The sequence below is a fragment of the Leisingera sp. ANG-M1 genome, assembly GCF_000813745.1.
Taxonomy (GTDB): Bacteria; Pseudomonadota; Alphaproteobacteria; order Rhodobacterales; family Rhodobacteraceae; genus Leisingera.
In genome coordinates, this window is sequence record NZ_JWLC01000011.1 from 145,502 (window position 1) to 171,041 (window position 25,540).

22 protein-coding genes are annotated in these 25,540 nt (G+C 59.5%); 12 read left to right on the forward strand and 10 right to left on the reverse strand.

Features of this window, described 5'->3' with window-relative positions; all coding sequences use genetic code 11:
* Nucleotides 1-359: 359 nt before the first annotated feature.
* Nucleotides 360-767: a hypothetical protein gene (locus RA19_RS10355; RefSeq protein WP_039162217.1), complete on the reverse strand. Its 408-nt coding sequence runs from the start codon at nucleotides 765-767 to the stop codon at nucleotides 360-362.
* Nucleotides 768-1,053: 286 nt separating this feature from the next.
* Here RA19_RS10355 and RA19_RS26140 point away from each other — a divergent pair, with 286 nt between their 5' ends.
* From RA19_RS26140 to RA19_RS10365, 3 genes are all read left to right on the forward strand, one after another.
* Nucleotides 1,054-1,236 carry a helix-turn-helix domain-containing protein gene (locus tag RA19_RS26140; RefSeq protein WP_241479053.1) on the forward strand — a complete coding sequence of 61 codons (183 nt, stop codon included), beginning with the start codon at nucleotides 1,054-1,056 and terminating at the stop codon, nucleotides 1,234-1,236.
* A gap of 156 nt (nucleotides 1,237-1,392) precedes the next feature.
* Entirely contained in the window at nucleotides 1,393-2,253 is an 861-nt protein-coding gene (locus RA19_RS10360) for a hypothetical protein (protein ID WP_152615735.1), read from the forward strand.
* Between the two features lie 21 nt (nucleotides 2,254-2,274).
* Nucleotides 2,275-3,564, forward strand: a complete 1,290-nt coding sequence (locus tag RA19_RS10365) for a DnaB-like helicase C-terminal domain-containing protein (protein WP_052261747.1) — start codon at nucleotides 2,275-2,277, stop codon at nucleotides 3,562-3,564.
* Nucleotides 3,565-3,823: 259 nt separating this feature from the next.
* On the opposite strand, the gene RA19_RS10370 is transcribed toward RA19_RS10365, so the two are convergent.
* Both RA19_RS10370 and RA19_RS10375 read right to left on the reverse strand, forming a co-directional pair.
* Nucleotides 3,824-5,125: a DUF6538 domain-containing protein gene (locus RA19_RS10370; protein WP_039162219.1), complete on the reverse strand. Its 1,302-nt coding sequence runs from the start codon at nucleotides 5,123-5,125 to the stop codon at nucleotides 3,824-3,826.
* A gap of 32 nt (nucleotides 5,126-5,157) precedes the next feature.
* Nucleotides 5,158-5,343 carry a hypothetical protein gene (locus RA19_RS10375; protein WP_039162220.1) on the reverse strand — a complete coding sequence of 62 codons (186 nt, stop codon included), beginning with the start codon at nucleotides 5,341-5,343 and terminating at the stop codon, nucleotides 5,158-5,160.
* A gap of 304 nt (nucleotides 5,344-5,647) precedes the next feature.
* Between RA19_RS10375 and RA19_RS10380 the strand changes: the two genes are divergently transcribed.
* The 3 genes from RA19_RS10380 to RA19_RS10395 all read left to right on the forward strand — a co-directional run bounded on the left by RA19_RS10380 (nucleotide 5,648) and on the right by RA19_RS10395 (nucleotide 10,002).
* A complete protein-coding gene (locus RA19_RS10380) occupies nucleotides 5,648-6,004 on the forward strand; it encodes a hypothetical protein (RefSeq protein WP_039162221.1) in 357 nt (118 codons plus the stop codon).
* 135 nt (nucleotides 6,005-6,139) lie between these two features.
* Nucleotides 6,140-8,182 (forward strand): hypothetical protein, encoded by a 2,043-nt coding sequence (locus RA19_RS10385; RefSeq protein WP_039162223.1) that lies wholly within the window; start codon nucleotides 6,140-6,142, stop codon nucleotides 8,180-8,182.
* Between the two features lie 518 nt (nucleotides 8,183-8,700).
* Complete coding sequence (locus RA19_RS10395) at nucleotides 8,701-10,002, forward strand: sugar-transfer associated ATP-grasp domain-containing protein (RefSeq protein WP_082020514.1); 1,302 nt, start codon at nucleotides 8,701-8,703, stop codon at nucleotides 10,000-10,002.
* A gap of 184 nt (nucleotides 10,003-10,186) precedes the next feature.
* Here the strand turns inward: RA19_RS10395 and RA19_RS10400 are convergent, their stop codons facing one another.
* The 5 genes from RA19_RS10400 to pcaQ form a co-directional block, all read right to left on the reverse strand.
* The gene (locus RA19_RS10400) at nucleotides 10,187-12,865 is read right to left on the reverse strand and encodes a methyl-accepting chemotaxis protein (protein WP_052261748.1); all 2,679 of its coding nucleotides are present in this window, start codon (nucleotides 12,863-12,865) and stop codon (nucleotides 10,187-10,189) included.
* Between the two features lie 244 nt (nucleotides 12,866-13,109).
* Nucleotides 13,110-13,568, reverse strand: coding sequence for a hypothetical protein (locus RA19_RS10405; RefSeq protein ID WP_152615736.1), 459 nt, complete (start codon nucleotides 13,566-13,568; stop codon nucleotides 13,110-13,112).
* Between the two features lie 171 nt (nucleotides 13,569-13,739).
* Nucleotides 13,740-15,398 carry a transcriptional regulator gene (locus RA19_RS10410; RefSeq protein ID WP_039162227.1) on the reverse strand — a complete coding sequence of 553 codons (1,659 nt, stop codon included), beginning with the start codon at nucleotides 15,396-15,398 and terminating at the stop codon, nucleotides 13,740-13,742.
* Nucleotides 15,399-15,799: 401 nt separating this feature from the next.
* Nucleotides 15,800-16,711, reverse strand: coding sequence for an MBL fold metallo-hydrolase (locus tag RA19_RS10415; RefSeq protein ID WP_039162228.1), 912 nt, complete (start codon nucleotides 16,709-16,711; stop codon nucleotides 15,800-15,802).
* 133 nt (nucleotides 16,712-16,844) lie between these two features.
* Entirely contained in the window at nucleotides 16,845-17,765 is a 921-nt protein-coding gene (pcaQ, locus tag RA19_RS10420; RefSeq protein ID WP_039162229.1) for a pca operon transcription factor PcaQ, read from the reverse strand.
* A gap of 88 nt (nucleotides 17,766-17,853) precedes the next feature.
* Between pcaQ and pcaC the strand changes: the two genes are divergently transcribed.
* The 6 genes from pcaC to RA19_RS10450 all read left to right on the forward strand — a co-directional run bounded on the left by pcaC (nucleotide 17,854) and on the right by RA19_RS10450 (nucleotide 22,200).
* Nucleotides 17,854-18,249 carry a 4-carboxymuconolactone decarboxylase gene (gene pcaC, locus RA19_RS10425; protein WP_039162231.1) on the forward strand — a complete coding sequence of 132 codons (396 nt, stop codon included), beginning with the start codon at nucleotides 17,854-17,856 and terminating at the stop codon, nucleotides 18,247-18,249.
* On the forward strand, nucleotides 18,246-18,983 hold the full coding sequence (gene pcaH, locus RA19_RS10430; protein WP_039162232.1) for a protocatechuate 3,4-dioxygenase subunit beta: 738 nt from the start codon (nucleotides 18,246-18,248) through the stop codon (nucleotides 18,981-18,983). The genes pcaC and pcaH overlap by 4 nt, the downstream gene beginning before the upstream one ends.
* Nucleotides 18,983-19,603: a protocatechuate 3,4-dioxygenase subunit alpha gene (gene pcaG, locus RA19_RS10435; RefSeq protein WP_039162233.1), complete on the forward strand. Its 621-nt coding sequence runs from the start codon at nucleotides 18,983-18,985 to the stop codon at nucleotides 19,601-19,603. The genes pcaH and pcaG overlap by 1 nt, the downstream gene beginning before the upstream one ends.
* A 12-nt stretch (nucleotides 19,604-19,615) precedes the next feature.
* Nucleotides 19,616-20,446 carry a 3-keto-5-aminohexanoate cleavage protein gene (locus RA19_RS10440; protein WP_039162234.1) on the forward strand — a complete coding sequence of 277 codons (831 nt, stop codon included), beginning with the start codon at nucleotides 19,616-19,618 and terminating at the stop codon, nucleotides 20,444-20,446.
* Between the two features lie 76 nt (nucleotides 20,447-20,522).
* Nucleotides 20,523-21,185 (forward strand): HAD family hydrolase, encoded by a 663-nt coding sequence (locus RA19_RS10445; protein ID WP_039162235.1) that lies wholly within the window; start codon nucleotides 20,523-20,525, stop codon nucleotides 21,183-21,185.
* A gap of 94 nt (nucleotides 21,186-21,279) precedes the next feature.
* Nucleotides 21,280-22,200, forward strand: a complete 921-nt coding sequence (locus RA19_RS10450) for a PHP domain-containing protein (RefSeq protein ID WP_039162236.1) — start codon at nucleotides 21,280-21,282, stop codon at nucleotides 22,198-22,200.
* Nucleotides 22,201-22,269: 69 nt separating this feature from the next.
* Here the strand turns inward: RA19_RS10450 and cueR are convergent, their stop codons facing one another.
* Entirely contained in the window at nucleotides 22,270-22,659 is a 390-nt protein-coding gene (gene cueR, locus RA19_RS10455) for a Cu(I)-responsive transcriptional regulator (RefSeq protein WP_039162237.1), read from the reverse strand.
* Nucleotides 22,656-25,163 (reverse strand): heavy metal translocating P-type ATPase, encoded by a 2,508-nt coding sequence (locus tag RA19_RS10460; RefSeq protein ID WP_039162238.1) that lies wholly within the window; start codon nucleotides 25,161-25,163, stop codon nucleotides 22,656-22,658. The genes cueR and RA19_RS10460 overlap by 4 nt, the downstream gene beginning before the upstream one ends.
* Nucleotides 25,164-25,540 lie beyond the last annotated feature (377 nt).

Sequence of the window (25,540 nt, forward strand, 5' to 3'; positions counted from 1 at the left end):
AAGCTAGAATTGCTAACCCGACTCTCCCGTAATTCGGGAGGGGCAACCCGCACCACCCGCATAACGAGCTAACGGGTGCTCCGGGGGTGCTCAAACCAACTGGGGCAGAAACCGGGGCACTTTGGAGCCTCTGAGGCATCCAAGCTTCTTGTTTTGCTATGTCAGAGAACCGATGGCTGGGGTGGTAGGAAACCTTGTGTCCCGATGAACGCTATCAACTTTTTCCAACCTCTGAAGGTTATGGGGCGGATCCTGGGGCATTTCCGGTCCGAGCGGGGAGCGAGGTGGGCAGTTCCGGGGCCGCCGGAGGCAACTAGCGCCCCTCAGTCAGAGGCGCTGGCTGGGATGTTCCGCTGACTTCAATACTGCTCCCACCGCCAACGCCCGAAGGCGCCCGGCGAACTCAAGCGCCCACTGCGCGGATCATAGACGCAGAGACGGGTACGGTAGGTCGCATCATCTGCCTGCTTCCGCCACCCCACTTCCACCACGATGTGCTCGTTCTTACTCCAGACTCCACTCACGAAGGACGGATTGTTGCGCGGGTAACGATTGTACTCTCTTTGAATCCAGCTTCTGCACTGGCCCTTCACGTTCTCGACGGCAGCAGCTTGGACACGTTGCGTCTCCACTTGCTGCTCCGCCCAATGACCATAACCCAAAATAGCCACAGGAACGGCAACGAGGAGGCCTAGCAGAACTTTGTTCGCTATGAGCCTGTCGAAGTAATCTCCAAGGTTTGCCAGGAAGTAAGAAAACGCCCACATCGGTCAATCTCCCTCAATAATATACGCCTGCGCGGCAAAGACGGCAGCGGCACCAGTACCGCATGATCTTCTGAGAATGCTGTTCATTGGCCCCTCGCCAACTTGCTGCATGAAGTTCTAATCTGCCCAGTTTTCAGAGCCTTCGCCCCGCGTAGTTTTGAAGCGGCACAGTCTTCAAGATCTGAATGTCTCTTAAAACCGGTAGAGCTAAAACCGTCAGTGCGCAATAGCATTGAGCGTGAAGAGAACGCCAAAAAGCCCACTCAGAGATATCGTAGCGCGGAACATGCGGCTGTTTCGGGCTGAACGCGGCTGGTCTCAGGAAAGGTTAGCTGCCGAGGCTGGGTTGAACCGCACATACCTTAGTGCAGTCGAGCGTTCAGAGCAGAATATATCAATTGATAACCTATACCGCGTTGCGGAAGGCTTAGGAATCGAAAGCTGGCGCCTTCTTAGCCCCCAGGACTAAGCAGTCCATTTAAGGCAGAACCCAACGCTCCTACACCTCTACGTCGTCAAAAACGATTGCGGTGACTACGTACCTTAGGGGCCTTTGGATACTTGTGTTTGCTTTCGGAATGCCTGATTGTACCGTCTCTCGGCGATGCAACTATATGATGCAGAAATGGAAGACATCCAAATTTCCCGTCTCAATCTAACCAGCGCGGCACGCTACGCAGCTGACTTAGAAGTTTTTCTACCTAGGCAAGGAGAAACTATGTTCGCCAACTTGCCCTTTGACGTGGAGGCATCATTTGGGGAGCAAGAATTTACTGACGAGGACGGCTTTGGCTTCAAGCTCAGCTTCCGAAGGGCCTTCATTGAGGTAATTCCAGAGAACTGCGAAATTGCTCGTGAGGGCAGATACCAGAGATCACTGCCAAGGGAAAAGTTTCAGCACTTGTTGAAAAGGGTCAGTGAAGACCATGGCTCAAGGAGAATGAACGCCTCTGGGGGCATTTCTTTGAGGTTAGCTAAGCTTTTATCAGCTGTTGGAATCGAGAGCAAACTTCACGCGGAAGTGCAACGCTCCCTTCAATCTGGTGACATTCAATCGATTGAAAGCCAGCTAGACTTTAAGATCGTCCGATGGGTAGGAGCCGGTCGCTGGCAAATCGGTCACGAAGTCATTGGCGATCCAAACGAGCTTAGCGGTGAACTGCGCGGTGGATACTTCACCCCCCCGGGGGACGAGATCACAGAAGGTGCCCTGAATCCTCTCTGCTTTCTCAATCCAACGGGTGGCAATGAATATACAGCAATCGTCGAGTTGCGCGCTAGAAAACGCGACTGCATCTATCAGCCCTTGGGAGAGGAGCGCAATGAAGCGCGATGGGCGAAGAAAAACAGGGTTCAAATCGAACGATTACTGACACTTAAGATGCTGGAAGAGCAAAACCGAAAGGATGGTCTTTCTCCACCAGAAGGAGAAGTGGTGCTAGCGAGAGGCGGTATCGTAGTTTGCAAATCTCAGGAAACTGAATAATTTTGAAGTTTGAGCCCTTCCATGACCAAAGTTAGTGAATTTTCCCCCAACCTCCCGCTCTTAAGGGCAGTTCGACGATCTAACTCTGCCATTCTATCGGATCTATGTGCTATCGCAGGCCTAGACCCCAGCAATGACTTCAAGACACTAGAGTTTTCTGATTTGGACTTTCGCGGTTCTGAGCTTGGGGACTTTATTGTGAGCTTGGACACGCCTGAATTCGCAACCGCTCAGCAGGTTACTGAGCTTGTCAACCAGCTGTCTCAAGCGGCAGAACCCCCTAATAGCCAATCGACTTCAAGCTCTCCAGTAGGTTCTTACTCTGAAGAGGTTGAGGAAACTTCTGAGGCGAGCTTTAAGCCATTCCTACACTCGTTGGCCAGCGCAGTATCGGCAGTGGACATGGCTTACCAGCAAGGTGCTAGTGTGATTGGCCTTTCATCGGGTCTACTAGACTTGGATAAGCATCTTGGTGGCTTTCAGAAACCAGATTTAGTTGTTCTAGCCGCGGCGCCTTCAATGGGCAAAACCGCGCTGTTGACGCAAATTGCGCTCAACATTGCCAGCACGAGTTCTAATCCTTCTGCGGAAACCAACTACGAACGAGGGGGTAAAGTTGGATATTTTTCTCTTCAGTTAAGCGCTGAACAAATCGCCCAGCGCATCTTGGCAATTGAAAGTGACGTGCCATTCGATCGTGTTCAGCGTGGTGATATGACTGAAGCAGAGTTTAGACGGTACGTTCAAGCGGCAAAAACTTTGGAGGCGATCCCTCTCTTTATTGATGACACCTTCGGAGATGTGGAGGTAGTGGCCACAAGAGCCCAGAAGCTCAAGAAGGACGTCGGCCTGGATGTTTTGATGATAGATATGGTTGATGACATAACCGTGAACCAGTCAAGCAACTCATCGTATCCAGCGAAACTTGAAAGCGTCTTGAGGGACCTTAAGCAACTCGCCAGAGACTTGAATATTTGCGTTCTAGTGACTGCGGATATCGGAGACGCAGTACCTAAGAGAGGCAAGAAGCGCCCGAATTTAACTGATCAAGGGAGAATTGGCGCAATCAATCGGGCTGCTGATGTTGTACTTTTTTTGTATCGCGAAGAGTTTTATCTCGAGCAGCAGCGGCCCGACGACTTTGACTTAGCAGCCGTTGAACAGTGGAAATCTCACATGGAACGTGCTCATGGACGAGCTGAGATAACAGTTGCAAAGCAGCGAAATGGGCCGATCGGCTTCGTTGAGCTTAGCTTTGAACAAAGGCTGACAAAGTTCTCCAACATGGCCAAACCTTGGGACACCTATTAAGGGGCGCTGCCCCAGGCGCATACGGAGCGTTCCCATAAAAAAGCAAAGTGGAAGCCCCGGCCAGCACGAAGCCAGCCGGGGTTTCTCTATGGTATCTTACGGGTCAGCACGTACTCCGCCAGCCAGCGCCAGTAGTCTTCAGCGCCAGCGAAGCCCTGAGACCGAGCTGCCAGATCTTCAGCAGCCCTACGAGAAAGGCCGCCATCGTATTCAGCGATAGCGGCCCTCTCTTCGAATGCGTCTATGTCAGGGATCTGGTTCATGACCCCGGTAACCTGATCTGGTCAACGATCGAGCGTTTCTGCTCATCGCTTATGCCTGCGGAGTAGATGCCGTAAGTCAGGCCATTCTCAGAACGAGCCGACTGGTGCCCGACGAGGCTTGCCGTGAAGTGCTCAGGCACGCCGGTGCGCTCGCACTGAGTCACGAACCACTTCCTAGTAGAGTGAAACACCAGCCCTGGACGTTCTAGCCGCAACCGTCGACGAAGTGCCGCAAACCCCTTAGTTACATGGTTCACCGTTAGCTTCGGGAACAGTGGGCCAGCCGAGGGCAGCGCACGGAATACCTCGTCAAGTCGAGGGTGAACCGGCACGAGCCGCTCAGCAGCATCAGTCTTCAGCAATCGCAGCTGGTTAGGCCTGACATGTGCGAAACATCCCAGGTTCTCCTTCGCCACGAGGTCTTCCCGCAGCAATCCAACTGCTTCCCCGGCGCGCATTCCCGATAGCAAGCACGTCAGCAGCACGGGATGCAGATCGTCCTGCGCCGCCAGCAGCCTTGAGACCTCCTGATCAGTCGGCACCGCATACGGCTTGGGCCGGACTTTCTGATCGAACAGAACCGTCTTGAAGGGATTAGCCTCCAGATGCCCCTCATAGACACACCAGTCGAGCCAGTGATTGACCTGAGACCAGATGCGCCGTTGAGTACGAACCGTGATCCTGGCCGTCCCGCCCTCAGAAAAGGCAACCAGCCGCTCAAGGCTAAGCCCCCTCGTCCTCTCAGACTTACCGATCAGAGGCGAAAGCCGGGCAACCAATCCCAGGAACTCCCGACCATCGGCACGGCTCAGGCTGCAGAGTGACCGGTCGCCATACTTGGAGGCAAACAAGCCCACCGAGTACCGCACCGACTTGAACCCACCGGGCCGTAACTCGTTGCTTCTACGGTTAAGGTATACTCTGCTAGTCTCCTGAACTGAGATTTTCTGAGGCACCACAACACGCCGGAATTCCGGTGCAGCAGTGACTCCAGAGTGTTCCAGAGTGGCCCGTAGGCGATCGAGAGCCCCTTCTAGGTTCCCCTGCCATGAAGGGGTGGAACGGGTGCCCTCTGACTCACTCAGCACCACTTCGGCTGCCGCCCGAACTTCAGCCACCTGCACTTCGTAGCGGGCGTTGATCTCAGCGGCACGGGTCCGAGCAGTGGTAGCATCACGGGTCTTCAGAGATTGCTTCAGGGCCTGCTGGCCCAATGCAACCGCCACGTCCTTCGGATAGTTGCGCCGATAGAGCCACGTATGGCCCTTCAAGTACGCATACTTGATCTGAGCAGACATGCGTCTCCTCCTTTACAGATTTTGGATTTGGATTAGCCGCGCTCGTGAACCCTGAGGATCATGTCGAACGACGGTTCGCCGTACTCTCCGGCCAAAGGGCCAGTGATCGAATAGCCACCGGCGCAGTCATCAAAGACTTCAGTTATTCGGAACAGATGCTCTGGGATGTCATCAAATGCGCCAATGACCACGACGTCGTCGGGCTGCAGGTCATTCATCTTCCACGCTCCAAGCCAGAAACAGCGCCAGGACGGCCACTGCCGAGACGGCTGGATGGCTACGGGAAGTCGCCCAGATGACGGTGGTCAATACAGCCTTTGGCGGCGGGTTCGATAGGTACCCTTTCACGGTCAGGCCAATAGTTCTTAGGCATTTCATAAGCTTAACTCCTTGTTGCTTCTAATTTAGATGCAGCAGGAGGCTCAGTTTCTTGTTGCGTGTAACTGCTATCGCAGACAAAGTTTGGCTTACGACGCATTCAGCCACAACCAATCAGTTTCACCAATTCACTGAAGGCATAAGATGATCAGAGCATTAGTAGCAGCATTCCTCGTGCTGACCTCCGTAGTAGCTGCCGCGTCAGAGCCCAGAGTCACCAATATTAGTTTGAAATGGCAGGGAAAACTGCTTCGGGAGAACGCGTGGAAGGTAAGGGTTGAACTAGATGGGCAGGAGACTAGAGCAGTTGTTATCCGCCAAGACCGGCTAAATCCAAACATCTTCCGTGGCGGACGCGCAGGTATAGCTGTTTACTTGAATGAGAATGATATTGCCCGCATCAAAGCTGCAGCAGAATTCGTCTCAGATTGTAAGTTCGATGAAAAGGCTTCGCGCTTTGAGAATCAAGCAGCGATATTGTTGGTCCACGTTAATTGCTAAAAATCGGCCAAAGCTAAGAAACGCACCTGCTCAAAGTGGTTATCTTGTTCCGGCTTCCGTTGGAGCCTTGGCCTATTGAAAACCACATACCATCTCACAGCGAACTTCTTAGTTGACATTTCCACAGGAGTTGTGATGCCCAAAAAGAGTTTAAAACCGCGCCTCAGCGAAGAAACCATTAAGCGCGGTTTCAAAGACCTAAATCGCAAGAAACTTCTCTCCCACCTTAAGTCTTTCCGCATCACTCCGGAGGATGTGGATCGTTTGGTTTTGATCATGAGGCAGGGTGCACTCCGGCTCATCAAACATCCTAATGAGAAAGAAGAGGCTAAGAGGGCTTCCTGCGTAGAAGCGATAGTACAGCATATTCAATCAGAGATCGGGACAGAGGAGGCGCAAAAAGTCAGTGACCTCATGGTGCTTATCGGCCAGATCGAAACCGGATATCGGGAGATCATTAGTGCTACTGATACGAGCCCTGGAGCCTCCTTATCACAATCCGAACGTATAACGGCTATCCTTCTCGCAGGTGAAGAGGAAGCAGCGGCGCACAGTGAACAGATTGCTCAAGCCATCCGTGAGAACGGACCATTAGACGTACAAGGTTTGTCCCTTCCCGGACTTCGCGAAGGAGAGCGTGTAGACCCAGAGGTCTACGCCAGCGTTTCGATAAGTAACATCACTATGTCACTCTTGATGGAGGGATTCCGCGGAAACCTCTTCAATAAGGAAGGTCTTCTAACTCTACCGGCTCCGATCGAGGTGTCAGAAAGTGAAGTAAATTCGGCTAGGTTCATACTTTTCTTTGCCGCTTCATGGCGCTTTTGGGAGTTCATCGAAGAGGATACCCGCTACTTTGGTGGAAACATTGACTCGATTTCCGGCCAAGCTGTACCTCCTGAATACCTTGAGCTTGGTATAACCAAAATCTGGCGACATACTTCTACGTCACTTGAATGGAGTAAAGTCGACCTGGCTGCGAACCAACGTCTCGCTCAAGGAGTTCAGCAAAACTACTTTGAGATGGTAAATAATAATCCCGCTAGCCAAGTAGTGGGGGTAGAGGGCGCATCATCACTGGCTCCCACTCACTTTATTAGCGCTGAAGAGATGCATTCTCTTTGGATTTTGGAGCAGACGCTTAGCCTAAAACTATCAGAACACCCCGCACTTTATAGCGGCCTAACGTTGCTAGAGTGGTTGCGAGGTTATTCAGCTTTGCGGGCATTTGTGGAAAATTCCGAACAGGACGGCGCGGCTGATACAATTCACACCTCCTTGCAACCACGAAAGAAACTCATAAAACAACTTCAATCCGTTGGACTAAAGGGTGAAGCTGCTGAGAAATTCCTGAAAGTGGCCATGCTTTCAAGAACAAGCAGAGACCTATTTGACACCCCGTTAATTGGGTTCAAAGGCGACCTCATATTGGCATACAAACCAGCCATCCAAAGCGCCATTGCAGCCCAAGTTATACTTTCTCGCATTTCCTCTCTCAAGAAATCTTTCGCCATCCGCGGAAAGGCCTTCGAGAAAACAGTTCTGGATCTATTTAAGTCCCAAGGGCTGAGCGCAGTAAGCGTTAAGGAAACTCACCAGAAGGAGGAATACGACTATGACGTCTTGGTGCGCTGGGACCCTTATGTCTTTCTCTTTGAGTGCAAGAGCCGCTCTCTATCTGGAGGGAATGTCGTTGGGTCCTACCGTTTCCAAACAGAAGTCTCTTCGCAGGTAAAGCAGGTCAAACGCCTAGTTAACGGCCTGAACCTCCATCCCGACATTCTCGAGAGGAATCTAGGCAAAGGAGCTTCCAAGCTGAAATTGGTGCCATGTGTTATTAACGCACTTCCATTCAGCCTAGGAAACCACGAGGGAATATACTTTACCGACTTTTCCGGGGTTAGACGCTTATTTGAAAGTGGGTCCTTCAACATGGTAGTTGCAAGTAAGAACACCCCCTCGATAACACTTCCAAAATATCGACTTTGGAAGGAAGATAAGGTAGGCCCAGATGACTTATTTCGCCAAGTTGAAAGATCACCTCAATTGAGGATGGCAATCGCAGAGATGCGTCCGATGGATTGCAGCGGGCGTTTATCGACCAATATCGTTGCCGAAACACCGCGAATTGTTCGTCATCCTTTAAGCCATCTCGAAAGAATGGAAGCTTTAAAGTAGGCTCTGGCGCTAGAATTTGGCTTCATAGGTTTAGTACCCCGCGCAGTGGGCGCTTGAGTTCGCCGGGCGCCTTCGGGCGTTGGCGGTGGGAGCAGTATTGAAGTCAGCGGAACATCCCAGCCAGCGCCTCTGACTGAGGGGCGCTAGTTGCCTCCGGCGGCCCCGGAACTGCCCACCTCGCTCCCCGCTCGGACCGGAAATGCCCCAGGATCCGCCCCATAACCTTCAGAGGTTGGAAAAAGTTGATAGCGTTCATCGAGACACAAGGTTTCCTACCACCCCAGCCATCGGCCTCTCACACAAGAAACTAAGGCACTCCCGGGACCCGTAGCACCCGAAATGCCCCCAGTTTATGCCCCAATGTTTTGCGGATCAACTGGCGTGCTTCTGACCAGCCTTGCTGACTGCTTCTGCCCCAACCCCTGACATCCGCTATCACGCCTTGCAAGTACGACCGGAGCACACCTCCCCATTTGCGCAAGAGGCGGGATAGCTGTTTTCAGGTCCGGGAATTTTACATGACCACCGTCATAGCAGCCAATAGTCAACGCCTTCTCCCTTCCGGTCCCACTCTTCTCTGCGATTATCTTCCTCCGTGTCTTCAATTAGATGACGGAGGTTCACGCTGCACCGGTTTTGACCCGTACGACGGATCACCTGGTCGCGGGAAGCGGCAAGGGCACCGTTGTTGCGCGGCAGGTACTGGTCTTGTAAGGCCATGCTGTACCGAGGAGATAAGCATGCTTTTGACAGAGACCGATGATTTGGCCCGATTTGTCGCCGAACGCGGCACAGGTAAAATCCGGAAGGCACGCTATGACGCTGCGTTTGCCAAATTTAAAAAGGCAGTCTCAGGGATGAAAATCAGCAGCGGGCACAAAAGCCGCTGTCTGACCGCAGGCTTTGGGCCAAGCCGTTCCTATCTCTATGATTTCAAGACGTACCATCCGAGCCTCTACCTGAACGATATCGAACGCCGGATGACACAGCTCATAAACGGCCGTTACGCCATTGTCTTTCATGACAAGATGCTCACGAGCCAGGTGCTTGATGCCTATGCCGACGTGCCAACAGTGCATGCGTTTTCGAAAAAGGGGCGCGTTGAGTTCTGGTCGCCGGAGTTTTTGCGTTTGGCTTCCCAGGACAGCGCCGAAATGACTATTTTCATGAAGCCTGTGAACGGTGCCGGCGGCAAAGGCGCGATGCGGTTCAAGGTACGGGGCGGGCTGGTTGAAACGGACGGGAGAATGATCCCCGCCAAGGAATACATCGAAGATCTCGCGGCGAGCCGCAAGGACTTGGTCTTCCTGCATTGCCTGGAGCAGTCCAGCTTCATGAATTCGCTCAACCCGGGCTCGATCAATACCGTCAGGCTGTTGTCGATGCGGGACCCCGAGACCCGCGAGATCTTCGTTCCCCGCGGCGTGGTCCGGGTCGGCAACAAAGCCACAGGGCCTGTCGACAACTTCAGCTCCGGCGGCTACGCCTACGACCTTGATACCGAAACCGGGATCATCGGCCGGGGACAGGCGAAGAAAGACAAAACGGCGGCGAAAATCCAAGGACACATCGACGACCCGGACCGCAGGATCGAAGGGCTGCGGCTGCCGGATTTCGACCGGGTGCTCAAACAGGCGATCACTCTGCATGAGTGCTTGCCGTTCGCCAATTACATCGGATGGGACCTATGCCTGCGGGAAGACGGCATTTCGGTCATCGAGGCAAACAATACAACGGATGTCGACGTGATCCAGATGCACGGGCCGTTGCTGACTGACGAACGGGTATCCCGTTTTTACCGCCATCACCATATAATCTGATACCTGCCTGCCGGCGGGGCTTTCCCTCGCCGTTTCAGTGCTTGCAGCGCCAGCCGCCGCTAAGGCCGCCGGATTGAAACCCTGGCTTCCGTGCGCTGGCAGGTCTTTGTGCTGGACGGTCCTTGCTCTGGCATGGCAACGCAGCTCAGGCATCACCAGTCAGCCCGGCCCCGAAGGTCCTTGATCAGAAGCCAGTGCCCGCCGCCGCATACACCGCACCTGACAGCCCGCCTTGCTCATCCGGGCCGGCTTGACCGGCAAAATCTGTCTGGTCTGCCTCGTTGGTGCGGAAGGCTCCGATAGCACCGGCCATCGCCTGCGCCTCTTTGGACAGCCCAAGGCTGGACGAGGTCACTTCTTCGAACAAAGCTGCGTTGCGGGTGGTCGCATCGTCGAGATTGGCCATTGCCGAGTTGATCTCCTGAAGGCTGCCGGACTGCTCGGAAGACGCCTCGGAAATGTCCGCCATCAATTCGGCCGCACTGGCCACGGAAGCGGAAATCTCGCTGATCGCAGCCCGGGTCTGCTCAACCAGTTCGGCGCCCAGCTCGACATTCTGGCCCGATTCTTCGACCAAAGCGGCAATTTCGGTCGCGGCCTCCTTGGAACGGTGCGCCAGGGTGCGGACCTCGGAAGCCACCACCGCAAAGCCTTTGCCGACGGTGCCCGCACGCGCCGCTTCGACGCCTGCATTCAGCGCCAGCAGGTTGGTTTGCTGGGCAATCGCCTCGATCATGCCGATGATCCGCGAGATTTTCTCGGAGCTGTCCTTGATCGCCTCCATCGCGCCGTAGGCCCGCTTCACCACGTCGATGCTTTCACTGGCGTTGCGGTGCGCGGTTTCGACCGAAGCGGCCGCTTCGCCGGAAGCCTGTGCCGTTCCAGTGATGGAGACCGAAAGCTGATTGACTGCCGCCGCCGTACCCGCAAGCGTCTGCGCAGTGCGTTCGGAGCGCTCTGACAGATCATGCGAGGCTGCCGAAATTTCGGTACTGCCGCCGGCAATGGACTGGCCGCTGGCGCTGAGACTGCGCACTGAATCCTCAAGCTTGTCCAGCGCCGCATTGAAATCGTCACGCAGCTTGGCATAGCCCTCCCCCATCTCGCTATGGATCCGGATGGTCAGATCGCCCTGCGACAGCCGCTCCAGCCCATGGCCGATGGCGGTCACCGCTGTAGCCTGTTCCGCCAGCCGGGCGTTGCGCTCCTCCTCCGCGGCCGCTTCCACTTCCGCCTTTTCCACCAGCCCGTCCCGGAAGACTGACAGGGCCGTTGCGATGCGGCGGATCTCGTCGCTGGAGCGTTCAAAACCATTGACCGGCCGCAAGTTGCCGGATGCCAGGCGCTCTGTTGTGCCGCTGATGTCGGCAAGCGGACGCAGGATCAGGACACGGGTCAGAACCAGCGCCGCCAGGAACACGCCTGCTGCCACAAGCATCAGGATCTGCAGCTGTTGCTGTGCGGCCTTCACATCTCCGGCAATACCCCCGGCGATCGACGCGATCTGCTGCTGGCTTTCGGCGCCCAGGGCCGAGGCACGGCGGGAGAATTCCAGCACGGCATCCACTGTCGCCTGTGCGGCAGCGGCCGCTTCTTCCGAAGCCTCCAGCGCAGCTGCCTTGAACACAGGGAGCCCCTGAGACGGATCGGCAAGAGCAATCATCCCTTCCAGTTCCTCGGCAAAGACACCGCCATTGAACCCGGTGTATCCCTGCAGCGCTGCCGCAGCCGCCTGCAGCGGTTCAGCGGCCTCGTTGGCAGCCGGAATCTCATGGGCAGCGGCCAAGTCCAGCGCCGCAACCTGGAACGCGCTGATCCAGCCGTTGATCTCCAGCAGCTGCTGCAGCACGCCAACCTGATTGTCCAGCAGACTTTGGATGGCAGTGCGGTTATCAGTGCCCGCCTGGGTGGCTGCAATCGACAGAGTGAACACCATCCGGTCCATTGCCTGGGTCAAGGGCCGCACGCTGGCATTGCGGGCGCTCAGCACCGCCTTGCGGCTCTCCTTCAGCTCCTTGCGGCTGGCCGACAGCGTATAGCGGAACAGCTCCACGCCCTCGCGGACCTTCTTGGCACGGAAAGCATCCAGCCCCAGGTCCTCCAGCCGTCCCATGACCGGCTCCAGGCGCTTCAGCGCGTCGTTCGCCATTTTCTTAAGGGCCCGTTTAGTAGGCACGTCGCGCACGTGCCCCAGGGCCAAAGCCGCGCCGGACAGCACACTGATGTCAGCACGGGCCTCAAGCAGGGTCTGCAAGCTGCCGAACTGCTGCTCCACCAGATTGTTCAGCACCGTATCGACCTGGCTGATCGTTTCTTCGCCGCCAGCCATCAGGCTATCGCGGGCCTGCGACGCCACTTGCACCAGCTTTTCCTGCAATGTCTGGCTCAGGGTCTGCAAATTGGCTGTCTGAGTATCAATCCACGCCTGGTTGCGGAATGCGCCTTTGCGGGCGGCGACCAGGCTGTCAATCCGTTCCGCTGCACTGACCGCAGCCGGCGCAAACAGGCTCTGCCCGGCGGCGTCCATCCCGGCAACGGTGCTGTCAAGGCTGGCGACTGCCGCCGCAGCCTCCTCTTCCGCAGCGGCGAGCCCTTGGCTACCATCTGCCTGAAGCACCCCGATCATCGCATTCTTGGTCCGGGCCGCAGCATTGACTAGCTGGCTGCTCAGTTCCAGCTGAGGCACTTTCTCACCGGTCAGAACCTCCATCTGCCGGCCAGTCTGGGCAAAGACCAGCGTGACCAGTACACCGCCAACTGCAGACGCCGCTCCCATTGCAATCAAGATCAGCGTGAACTTGGCGCCAATGCTGGAAAACACCCGGAATCCGCGCTTTGCGGGAACGTCTTTTTTTGCAGTCATAGTCTCATCCAAGGCAGCTGCCCTCGTCCGCACCCGGTCTGGGCACATGGCCGGACGGCAGGCCGGCCCTGCTGCTGCGGCAGGCGGGCCGGGCATTTAACACTGCGGGCTGCTGACGCGCAGCTGCCCGCTTCTCCTGCTAAAAGAAGGCGCAAGAGCGTAAAGAAACAGTGAGGAGGCAGCTGAAAGTCTTTTGAATTTTAGCGACCGCCGCCGCATCCTTTGCCAGGATGCCGGGCCGCTCTCAGGCAGACCCGGACAGACGCCTGGCGGCGTGCAGAGGCAAATTCAGCGCCTCGGAGTCGGGCCGGTAACCGGTCAGTGGATCGAAGGCATGGCGAATCTGGCCGCCGTCGCGGCTTGTGGTCAACAGCACTGGGCGGCCGTTCACATGCTCGCAGGAAACCTTCACCGGCAAAGTGCCGGTGAGCCAGCCGCCATAGCTGACGGCCCCGTTGCTGCCACGGATGACAATCTCAAAATAATCCAGCGCCGCCATCCGGAAAATGAGATCCGGCACCTCTTCCGGCCTGCTGCCAAGATGTTCGACAGTCAGTTCCGCGCCAATCAGATTACGGACGGAATAGCCCCATCGGTGCATGAAATCCTCAACCACATCGAGGATCTCCTGGGTCCGCTCTTCCGGCTGCACACCGCTGCCGTATTCAGAAAAACGCCGTTCAAAAGCGAGATCTTCCGTCACTTTGCCCCCCTCAAAGGCCAATGCGCGCTGAGCAGACCTGCCATCCGCAGGATTGCGGCAAAAGACAACTTGCCAGCTCGGATACTGACACAAAAGATGACTTTTACCTACATGTTACCCGGCGTCATCCAGCATTGCCCCCTGCTCCGGCGCCCTGCCGCCGGCGGCCAGCTATTCCGGAACCCCGGCCTGCCGCAGAGCAGAAGCCCATTCCTGCCCCGCCGGGCTCATGGCTGCCGGGTTGTCGCGCTGGAACTGCGACAGGCTGAACTCCGGCGCTGCCTTGAGCAGTTTCTGCACCGTGGTGCGGGCCTCATCATCGCGGCCGGACATTTGCAAGGCGATAGCCTTGGAGCGCAGCGGCACCGGAAAGGCGCGCTTGGCCTCCAGAGAGCGGTCCGCGAGCTCGATCGCCCGGCCGTAATTGCGGGCGGAGAGGTTGGCCAGCGCCGAGATCGCATCAAAATAGTACCGCTGCGGCCCCAGCGGGGTCAGCCGCCGGGCGGCATCGGTCATCTGCACCGCTTCGTCGGGCATGTCCTGATAGGCCAGCGTCGCCCCTTTCAGCAGCAGCGCCAGCGCCTCGTTGGGATTGTCGCGCAGGGCCAGGTCATAAGCGTCCTGCGCCAGATCGAACCGGAACATCAAATGGCTGGAAATCAGCCCCTTGAGCGTGTGCGCCAGCGAGAACCCCGGTGCCGCCTCAATGGCGGCCTCGGCCATGCGGCTGGCCAGGCGGCTGTCTTCTTCCCGGTTCGGTGACAGCCCCCGTTCCACCCGCATGACATGCCAGAACCCCATCCAGGTCAATGGCAGCGCATGCTTCGGCTCCCGCTCCAGAAGGTGAGTCAGGATTTCATGCGCCTGCTGGAACTTCTGCGCATCCATCTCCTGCATCAGTGAAATCGCCGCCATCAGCAAGGTGTGGCTCTCGAGACTGGACAGCGGCTTGAACGCAGCCAGCCGCACCGCCTCGCCCGCTGCGGTCTGGCCGATCTGCAAAGTGGCATTGCGCAGCATCGCGCTGCGCCCCTCCATCAGGCTGCTTTTGGCGCCTTCGAAACTGCGCGACCAGATCACCCTTTCGCGGACAGCATCATGCAGATCAATCTCGGCGCGGAACCGGCTGCCTTCGCCGGTAATGGTGCCCGACACCAGATAATCGACACCCGCCACCGAAGAAACCTCAGCAGGGCGCACGGTTTCAGGATCGAACTGCCGCGAGGCCAGATAAGAGGTAACCGAAAAAGCCCAGCTGCGCGACAGGTGACGGGCCAGTTCCTCGGACACCAGCGACCCCAAAGACACCGCCGAGGTTCCCGGCGCACGGTGCACAAAGGGAAGCACAGCAATCGAGGGCAGCAAATGATCCAGGATCACACGCCCGGGCGGCAGGGCGGCAGGCGGCGCCGGGCTTGCGGCTTCGCGGGCATAGTCCGACCGGGTCTCGCCCAGCCAATCATTAAAGACGGTCTCATGCGGAAGCTCGAACCCCTCCATGAACTCAGCACTTGCCGCGCTGCTGTCCAGTTCGACCCGGGTCAGATCAAGAATGACCCGCTCCCGGTTGGCAAACAAAAGCTTGGCCGCTTCCGGACCCAAGTGGCGGCGCAGTGTCGACAACGCCGTACGCAGGCTCGCCTTGGCTTGCTCAGGCTGCGCCAGGCACCACAATGTCTTCTCCAGAAATGCCCGCGTGCGGATGCCGCCGTCGGCCGTCGACAAAAGCGCCATCAGCGCCTGATGCTTTGCCCCCAGCTGCACATTGGATCCGTCCGCGTGAAAGACGCCAAAAGCACCGAACCGGCAAATCTTAAGTAAGACAGTCATCTGTTAACCCCATTTAACGCTTGCTGCACCCGAGATTAAATTACCATCATGTTGCATCGTTCATTTTTATTTTGCAATCTTTGATTGCAAAATATGCAAAGCAACCTCAGGGCGCATCAACTTCAACCAATTGACGTGAATTTATTGCAATCTATTATAGTTAACTTACTGTAAACAGCAACCTCATTACACCGGGTTTGCGGGCATCAACGACCGAACCGGCAGGGTTTCAATTTTTTTCACCCTGGAGAAATTTAACACCCTCCAAGCACACGAAATAGGTGAAAATCCCGATATGCACAATAGTTCCTAACCGGACTGCGGCTGCATTCCGCCAGTGGCGGAAAGCCGGTCGGCCGCCTTTCAGGCCGGGTGCCAAGCCTGCCGCATCCGGCGGACCGTCAGCCATGCGGCACAAACCGGTAGCCGCTGCCCTGACGCTCAGCCCGGCCCAAACCGCCGCCAGGAAGGTGACAGCCGGCCAGCTGCATCTGCCCGCTGGCAAGCTGGTCCAGAAGACGCAGCCTGACAGCTGCCGCAGTCTGCGGGTCCTGATCCGAGCCAACCGGCCAGGCGGGCTCGGTAAAGCTGACATGGTGGTTGCCGATTGCATCACCCAGAACCATCACGCTTTCACTGCCGCCGCGGATTTCAAAGGACATATGCCCCGGCGTGTGGCCCGGGGTAGCGCGGGCTGCGACGCCCGGCAGGATCTCCTCACCGTCGGCCACCAGCTGCATCCGGTCTTCCAGCACCTCCAACCGGCGGCGGGCACCGGCGGCCATAGCAGCCCGGCTGCTGCCTATCCGGTCCGTGGTTTCCGGATCGTACCAGTAATCCCACTCCCTCTGCCCCATCAGATGCACCGCCTCCGGAAACAGCAGGTCGTCGAAATCATCCAGAACACCCCACAGATGATCAGGGTGGCAATGGGTAAAGACCACATGGGTAACGTCTGCCGGAGCAACCCCAAGCGCCTCCAGCGCTGCTGGCAGCTTGCCGGCGCTGTCCTGAAACCCGGGTCCGGCCCCGGCGTCGAACAGCACAACTCGGCCCTCCTCCCGCAGCATTGTCACATTGACCTCGGGTTTGAGCGGCCCGGCAGCGATCCCGTGCTGCTGCAAAACCGGCTGCAGCGCTTCCGGATCGAGCCCCCCGAACACGAATTCCGGCGGCAAGGTGAGATAGCCGTCCGAAACCGTTTCAATCCGCTTACTGCCCAGCTCGATCCTGGACGACGCCCAGCCTGGCGCCGCCGCTGCTGCCAGTCCTGCTGCGGCCGCCAGGCCGAAATTCCGTCTGGTCAGATCCATGCCGGTCCCCTCGCTCTAAACCAATGCATCAGATGCACATATTCTATTTACTGAATTGTACACAGCTTCACTGACAATGGAAACGCCCGGCTTTGACGCAGGCGCAAAAGGCTGCTTGCAGGGAGCGGGCAGTTCAACCCAATGCCCTGCAGTTTCTGCGCAAGGCGGAACAGAAGCGCTGCGCCGCGGCAGAAAGCTGATGCTCGCGCCGCAGGCACAGGCCGACCGGCCCCAGGGTGCTGTCCGTGTCCAGCGGCAGCTCCGCCATGCTGCCTGCCTCCAGCTCTGGGCGCACTACCCCCTGGCTGATGATCCAGATTGCCTGGTGCTTCAGGACAAACCGCCGCCCTAAAGCCGCGGAAACGGTCTCCACCGGAAACCGCGGCATCCTCAGCCCCTGTTCCAGGAACATCCGCTCGACAAAGGGGCGGATGATCGAGCCTTCGGACGGCAGCAGCAAGGGATAGTCTTCGAAAGCGGAAGACGGCACATGCGTTGCGTCGGCCAAAGGATGATCCTTTGCCACCACCGCCACAACGCGCTCGCGGAACAGCGGATCAAACTCCACCCCTGCCATAGTCTCCGGGGCAGGCAGCCGGCCGACGACAACGTCCAGCCGCCCGCGGCGCAGCTGGTCGATCAGATGCTGGTTATCCCCAGACAGGACCATGAAACGTCCCGGTGCACCGCCTGCGCGCAACTGAGCCAGCGTGTCCGGAACCAGGTCCGCCGCCACTGTAGGCAGTGCCCCGATGGAGACAAGCGGCCCGTCAGCTTCGCCAAGCCCCCGCAGCAGCGCCACTCCGTCCCGCGCCAATGCCAGGCTGCGCCCGGCGTGATCGCGGAACAGTTCGCCATAGCCGCTGAGCCGGATACCGCGGCCGTGTTTTTCCACCAGTGGCTTGCCGCAGACCTCTTCAAGCTCGCGCAAAGCCCTGGTGACCGCAGGCTGTGTCATGCCCAGCGCCTCGGCCGCTTGGGTGACGCTCATCTTGCGGGCTACTTCGACAAAGACCTCAAGATGGCGGAGTTTCAACGATGACGATAATCTCATATCTTTTGGGTTATGATTTTATGATCATTTCAGGATTATACAGATCACTCCCGGTATGCGATACTTTGCCCGACAAAGGGAGAGCAAGATGACGCAGGACCGCCACAGCCGCGGCATGCAGGTGCGGCGGCAGGTACTTGGCGCGGCCCATGTGGATCGCGCCGAGGCCGCCAAGACCGCGCTGGATGCGCCCTTTCAGGACCTGATCACCGAAGGGGCCTGGGGCACGGTTTGGGCCTCGGACCGGATCAGCTTGCGCGAGCGCTCGATGCTAACGCTGGCGCTGCTGGCCGCCACCGGCAATTTCGATGAGATCCCGATGCATATCCGCGCCACTGCCCGCACCGGCGCCAGCCAGGAGGACGTGCTGGAGGCTTTCCAGCATGTGGCGATCTATGCCGGCGTGCCGCGGGCCAACCGCGCGCTGAAACTGGCCAAGCAGACCTATGCCGAGATGGACGCCGAGGGAGAAGACACCGCATGACCACACCGCCAAAGCCAAGCGAGTTCTACCAGCGCGACCGGCGCTGGCACCCGCCTGCCCTGTCTCAGGATTACAAAACCTCGGTCACCCGCTCGCCGCGCCTGCCGCTGATCAGCCTGGAGAACACCGCCAGCGAGATCACCGGACCGGTGTTCGGCCACAATGACATCAATCCTGGCGACAATGACCTGCTGAGCAATTTTGCCAAAACCGGCGAAAGCCCGATCGGTGAGCGGATCATTGTGCATGGCCGGGTACTGGATGAAAACGCACAGGCAGTGCCGAAGACGCTGGTGGAGATCTGGCAGGCCAATGCGAGCGGTAGATACCGGCACAAGAAGGACACTTACCTGGGCGCGCTGGATCCCAACTTCGGCGGCTGCGGGCGGACCCTGACGGATGAGGATGGGTATTACTTCTTCCGCACCGTGAAGCCCGGCGCCTACCCCTGGCGCAACTGGGTGAACGACTGGCGCCCCGCGCATATCCATGTCTCGGTGTTCGGCTCCGGATTTGCCCAGCGGCTGATCACTCAGCTGTATTTCGAAGGCGACCCGCTGATCGCCCGCTGCCCGATCGTGAACACTATCCCCGACCCGAAGGCCGTCGATATGCTGATCGCCCGGATTGACATGAACGCGACCATCCCGCTTGACACCATCGCCTACAGGTTCGACATCGTGCTGCGCGGGCGGCGGTCGACCCTGTTCGAAAACCGGCTGGAGGGGAACTGATGGGTCAGAAGCTGGACTATCTGAAGGAAACCCCGTCGCAAACCGCAGGCCCTTATGTGCATATCGGCCTGGCCCCCGGCGCCGCGGGGTTCGAGATCTACGAACAGGAGCTTGGCTGGGACATCGCCGGGCCCAACGCCAGGGGCGAACGCATCCGGGTCGAAGGTGTCGTGCTGGATGGCACCGGCTCACCCGTGAAAGACGTGCTGCTGGAGGCCTGGCAGGCCAATGCGGAGGGTGTCTATGCGCATCCCGAACATGGCGGCGAGGTGGAAGACGGCTTTCGCGGCTGGGGCCGTGTGATCACCGATTTCGAAAGCGGCGAATGGGGCTTTGACACGGTGAAGCCCGGTCCGGCGATGGGGCGGAACGGCCAAAGGATGGCGCCGCATATCAACCTGTGGATCGTGGCGCGCGGCATCAATGTGGGGCTGAACACCCGGCTCTACTTCGAGGATGAGGCCGAAGCCAATGCCACGGACCCGGTGATCAATCTGATCGAATGGGAAAGCCGCCGCCAGACCCTGATCGCCCGTCGCAGCGAGCGGGACGGCCAGACCGTCTACCGTTTCGACATCCGCCTGCAGGGCGACGGCGAAACCGTGTTCTTTGACATCTGAAGGGAATGGCTCATGAGCAAACCCTGTATCATCTGCATCGCCATCACCGGCTCAGTGCCGACCAAGGCCAACAACCCGGCGGTGCCCGTCACCATCTCCGAGCAGATCGAAAGCACCCAGGAAGCCTTTGAAGCCGGTGCCTCCATCGCCCATTGCCATGTGAGGAACGACGACCAGACGCCGACCTCGGACCCGGAGAAATTCGCCCGCCTGATGGAAGGCCTGCAAAAGCACTGCCCCGGCATGATCGTGCAGCTGTCGACCGGCGGCCGCTCCGGCGCCGGTCAGGAACGCGGCGGCATGCTGCCCCTGCGCCCCGACATGGCATCGCTGTCGGTGGGGTCGAACAACTTCCCGACCCGGGTCTATGAGAATTCACCCGATCTGGTCGACTGGCTGGCCTCGGAGATGCGCACTTATGAGGTCAAGCCCGAGATCGAGGCCTTTGACCTCTCCCACATCCACCAGGCGGTGAGGATGAACCGCGAGGGGCGCATTCCCGGCACTTTATATGTGCAGTTTGTGATGGGGGTGAAGAACGCGATGCCCGTTGACAGGGATGTGTTTGATTACTACGTCAAGACCATGCAGCGGCTGGCACCGGAGGCTGAGTGGTGCGGCGCCGGGGTCGGGCCGGGGCAGATCCTGGTCAACGAATGGTCCATCGCCGCAGGCGGCCACACCCGCACCGGGCTGGAAGACAACATGCGGCTCGACCGGGAAACCCTCGCCCCCTCCAACGCGGCGCTAGTGAAACGCGCGGCAGAGATGTGCGAAAAGTACGAACGCCCTGTCGCCACCTGGAAGCAGGCCCGCGAAATCCTGGAGCTGCGGCCCGGGTAAGGTGCCTGTGTCAGCCACTTGCGTTGCAATTCCAGGCGGCTAGAGTGCGCGCAATCACAATCAAAGGTGGCGCCCCATGCCCGTTTCCTTCTCCCGGCCCGAACTGGTCATATTTGATTGCGACGGGGTCCTGGTGGATTCCGAGCCGATCTTCCTGCGGGTTCTGCACCGCTTCCTGCTCTCCGCCGGCGCCTCTCTGACCCATGCCGACTGCTGCGCGCAGTTCATCGGCAAGAGCAGAGGCGATGTGGAGGCCTATCTGATCGAACAAGGCCTGGCGATCCCGGCGGACTGGCCGGACGCCTTCTATGCCCAGGCGATGGTCGAGCTGGAACGCGACTGCCAGGCGATAGACGGCGTGCAGGAGGTGCTGCAGGCGCTTGTCCAATCCGGCATCCCGTTCTGCGCCGCTTCCAACGGGTTGCGCGACAAGATCGAATTCACCCTGTCGCACACCGGCCTGCTGCCGTTTTTCGAGAACCGCTTCTATTCCGCCTATGACGTGGGCCGCAGCAAACCCGCGCCGGATGTGTTCCTTTTTGCTGCGGAGCTGCATGGCATCCCGCCTGCGCGCTGCACGGTGATCGAGGACAGCCCCAGCGGGCTGGAAGCGGCGCAGGCGGCGGGCATGGCCTGCTACGCCTACTCCGGTGCTGGCACTTTGCCGCCGGGCCGCCTGTTCGGCGCCCAGCCTTTTGGCGCCATGTGGCAATTGCCTGCCCTTTTGGGCCTGGAATGAGCCCGGAAATTTCACGAAACCCCAACAGATCTGTCACAAATCCATTGCCGCAGAAGCGTAGCTGCCAGTCAGACCGAACTGGAGAGACCGCCCTATGCTGCACCCCGCCTTTGCCGCCCCCGGAGAGTTCTACCGCGGCAACCTGCACACCCATTCCAACCGCTCTGACGGGGTTCTGGACCCATCGGAGGTCTGCCGCCGCTACAAGGCCGAAGGCTATGACTTCATCGCCCTGACTGAACACTTTGTTGGCCGTTATGAGTATCCGATCACCGATACCACCGGGTTCCGCGATGAAGTGTTCACTACCCTCCTGGGCGCCGAGGTGCATTCCGGCGCGATGGAGAACGGCGAGCTGTGGCATTTGGTGGCCGTCGGCCTGCCTGCGGACTTCGCGGCCTCCAACTCACCGGATTTTCAGCCTGTGGACGGCCAGGAAAGCGGCCCCGAGCTGGCGCAGCGCGCCCGCGACGCCGGCGCCTTTGTCGCCGTGGCGCATCCGCATTGGTCCGGGCTGACGCTGGCCGATGCCCGCTCGGTTGAGGCCGCCCATGCGGTGGAGATCTACAACCACGGCTGTGCGGTGGAATGCGACCGCGGCGAGGGGTTTCATGTCGCGGATCTGCTGCTGTCCGAACACCGCGACCTGAGCTTCATCGCCACTGATGATGCGCATTTCTCCGGCCCCGACCACTTTGGCGGCTGGGTGATGGTCAAGGCCGAGGCGAATGAGCCCGAACTGCTGCTGGAGGCGCTTAAGGCCGGGAATTTCTATTCCTCGCAAGGGCCGGAACTGAAGGCGGTGGCGCTGAATGGCGGCTATATCGATGTGGCTTGCTCTGCCGTGTCCACCGTGATCGTGCAGGGCCATGGCTCCGCCGCGATGTCCCAGCACGGCGAGAGCCTGACCCAGGCCCGTATCCCGCTGGACCGCTTCAATGACAGCCCCTGGCTGCGGGTTACGGTGATCGACCGGAGCGGCAAGCGCGCCTGGTCCAACCCGGTCTGGCGCTGACCTCTGCTGCGGGTCCCGCCCGGCCCCAAGGCAGGGCCGCGCCGCCCTCATGTGAAGGGGCGGCGCGCGCTACCCCTTGCCAGACAAATCCTTGAGGATCGGGCAATCCGGCCGGCTGTCGCCCGCGCAGCCTTTGACCAGCTCGCCCAGCGTGTCCCGCATGGCCTGCAGATCGGCGATCTTGGCCTCGATCTTGGCCAGATGCTCCTGCGCCAGCTGCTTCACATCAGCGCTGGCGCGGCTTTCGTCTTCATAAAGCGCCATCAGGGTGCGGCAGTCCTCGATGGTGAACCCCAAGGCCCGCGCCCGGCCCAGAAACGCCAGCTTGTGAAGGTCGGTCTCAGCAAAGCAGCGGTAGCCGTTGGCGCTGCGGTGCGGCTTGATCAGGCCGATATCCTCGTAGTAGCGGATGGTCTTGGCCGGAAGGCCTGACCGGCTGGCCACATCGCCGATATTCATACGCTTGCCTCCTGCTTGCGGGCCGCACCGGGCGCTTGCCCGGCTCCCTCCTCATCTATAGCAGGATTCAGGCGGCGCAAGCGCAGCGCGTTGCTCAGCACAAAGACGCTCGACAAAGCCATGGCACCAGCCGCCAGCGCAGGCGTCAGCAGCGGCCCGCCGAAAGGATACAGAGCCCCTGCCGCCACCGGCACCAGCAGCACGTTGTAACCGAAAGCCCAGCCCAGGTTCTGGCGGATATTGCGCATAGTGGCGCGGCTGACCGTCAGTGCATTCACCACCCCGCGCAGATCGCCCGAAACCAGCACCACATCAGCTGCCTCGATCGCCACATCGGTGCCGGTGCCGATGGCAATGCCCGCATCCGCGGCGGCCAGCGCCGGCGCGTCATTGATGCCGTCGCCGGTGAAGGCCAGCGCACCGAAGTCCTGCTGCAGTTCCTTGACCGCCGAAACCTTGTCCGCCGGCAGGCACTCCGCCTTGACCGCATCAATACCCAGCCGCGCGGCAATTGCCTGCGCCGTGGCCTCTGCATCGCCGGTGATCATCGCCACCTTCAGCCCCTGTGCATGGAATGCCTTGATGGCTGCCGGAGTGCCCGGCTTGATTGGATCCGCCACTGCCAGAAGCGCCCCCGCCTGGCCATCAATGGCCACATACAAAGGCGTCTCCCCGCGTTCTGCAAGCCGCTGGCCTTCACCTCCCAAAGCGCCCAACGCAACACCCTCGCGTGCCATCAGCCGGGCTGCGCCTGCCAGAACCGCATGCCCTTCCACCTCCGCCCGCAGGCCATAGCCGGGAATGGCCTCGACGCTGTCCGCCCCGGGCAGCCCCTTGCCCGCCGCGGCAACAATGGCCTGTGCAATGGGGTGTTCCGAAGACGCCTCCGCCGCCCCGGCCAAGCGCAGCACCTCGTCCCGGGTGAAGCCTTCGGCGCAGATCAGCTCAGTCAGCGCAGGGCGGCCTTCGGTCAGCGTGCCGGTCTTGTCGAGCGCCACCACCCGCACCTCCTGCAGGCGCTGCAATGCGTCTCCCTTGCGGAACAGCACGCCCATCTGTGCAGCGCGGCCGATCCCCACCATGATCGAGGTCGGCGTTGCCAGACCCATCGCGCAGGGGCAGGCAATGATCAGCACCGAAACGCCCGCGACCAATGCCAGCGGCAGCGCGGGGGCCGGACCGAAAACAGACCAGGCCAGCACCGTCAGCGCCGCCACCGCAATCACCGCGGGCACGAACCAGAGGGTGATCCGGTCCACCAGCCCCTGCACCGGCAGTTTGGCGCCCTGCGCCTGTTCAACCATGTGAATGATCTGCGCCAGCACCGTATCGCGCCCGACCCTTGTGGCCCGGTACTCCAGCACGCTGTTGCCATTTACGGTCCCTGCCGTCACTTCATCGCCGCGGGACTTGGCCACCGGCACCGGCTCGCCGGAAATCATGCTCTCGTCGATGTAAGAGCTGCCGGAGATTACTTCCCCGTCCACCGCAATCCGCTCGCCCGGGCGGCTGCGGATCAGGTCTCCGGCACCGATCTCTTCAACCGGCGTCTCCACTGCTGCACCGCCGCTGACCACCAGTGCGGTCTTGGGCTGCAGCCCGGCCAGTTTACGGATCGCCGCCCCAGTACGCCCCTTGGCCCGCGCCTCCAGAAAACGGCCGGTAAGGATCAGCACCACGATCACCGCTGCCGCCTCGTAATAGACATTGGCGGTGCCCGCAGGCAGCAGGCTTGGCGCAAAGGTGGAGAGCACCGAAAACCCGAAAGCCGCCGCAGTGCCCAGAGCCACCAGCGCGTTCATGTCCGGCGCGCCGCGCAGCAAGGCCGGGAAGCCCTTGGCATAAAACTGCCGCCCCGGTCCCGCCAGCACCGCCGAGGTCAGCGTAAACTGCAGCAGGTAGCTGTTCTGCAGCCCGATATTGGCGGCCACCCAATGGTGCAGCGCCGGGACCATGTGGCCGCCCATCTCGATCAGAAACACCGGCAGAGTCAGCAGCGCAGCCAGCAGCACCTGCCACCGCAGCGCATTGATCTCATTCGCCTTGCGCCGCCCCGCCTGCTCTGCCTCATCTGCCGCTGCGACGCTAAGGCGGGCCGGATAGCCCGCTGCGCTGACCGCCCGGGCCAGATCGGCGGCACGGGCCATGCCGGTCAAATAGCGGACCTGCGCCGTCTCATTTGCCAGGTTCACGCTGGCCTCCAGCACTCCCGGCACCGCCAGCAGCGCCTGCTCAACCCGGCCAACGCAGGACGCACAGCTCAGACCCCCGACCGTCAGCACCGCCTGTGATTCCGCCGCCGGATACCCCGCCGCCGCTAATGCGCCGGTCAGATCCGAAAGCGGCACATCACCTGCCGCCTCCACCTGTCCTGTGGCATTGGCCAGGTTCACCGAGGCCGAGGACACCCCTTCAACCCCGGCCAGGGCACGCTCCGCCCGTCCGGCGCAGCCCGCGCAGCTGAGGCCAGTGATATGCAATGAAATCCGGGTGAGGTCCGACATGGGAAATCCGCTGATTAGGGTCCTATGCCAGACCATATGAGGGTTCCTGTCAGTGGAAGGTCAAGGCCTTGCTGCTACTTTCCTTCCCAAAACCGGAAGCTTTCAGGCAAGCCGCTGGAACTGCGCTGCTTTTGCACCTGCAGGCAATGGCGCGGACGGGTGTTCTGCGGTCGCATTTGGGGCAAAGCCCCGCAGCCGGCCGCTGTTAGGGTGGCCGGGACGCTTGCGCGCACCGGACCGCAAATGTAACGCTGGATCAGGGAGGCCCGCATTGCGCCGCCGCTGACAAAGAATTCACCCCGGTCCCGCTGTTGCGGCGGTCCGGCACCGAAGAAAAAAGACGAAGGAACAACCGTATGATCAAGACCCGTGCCGCC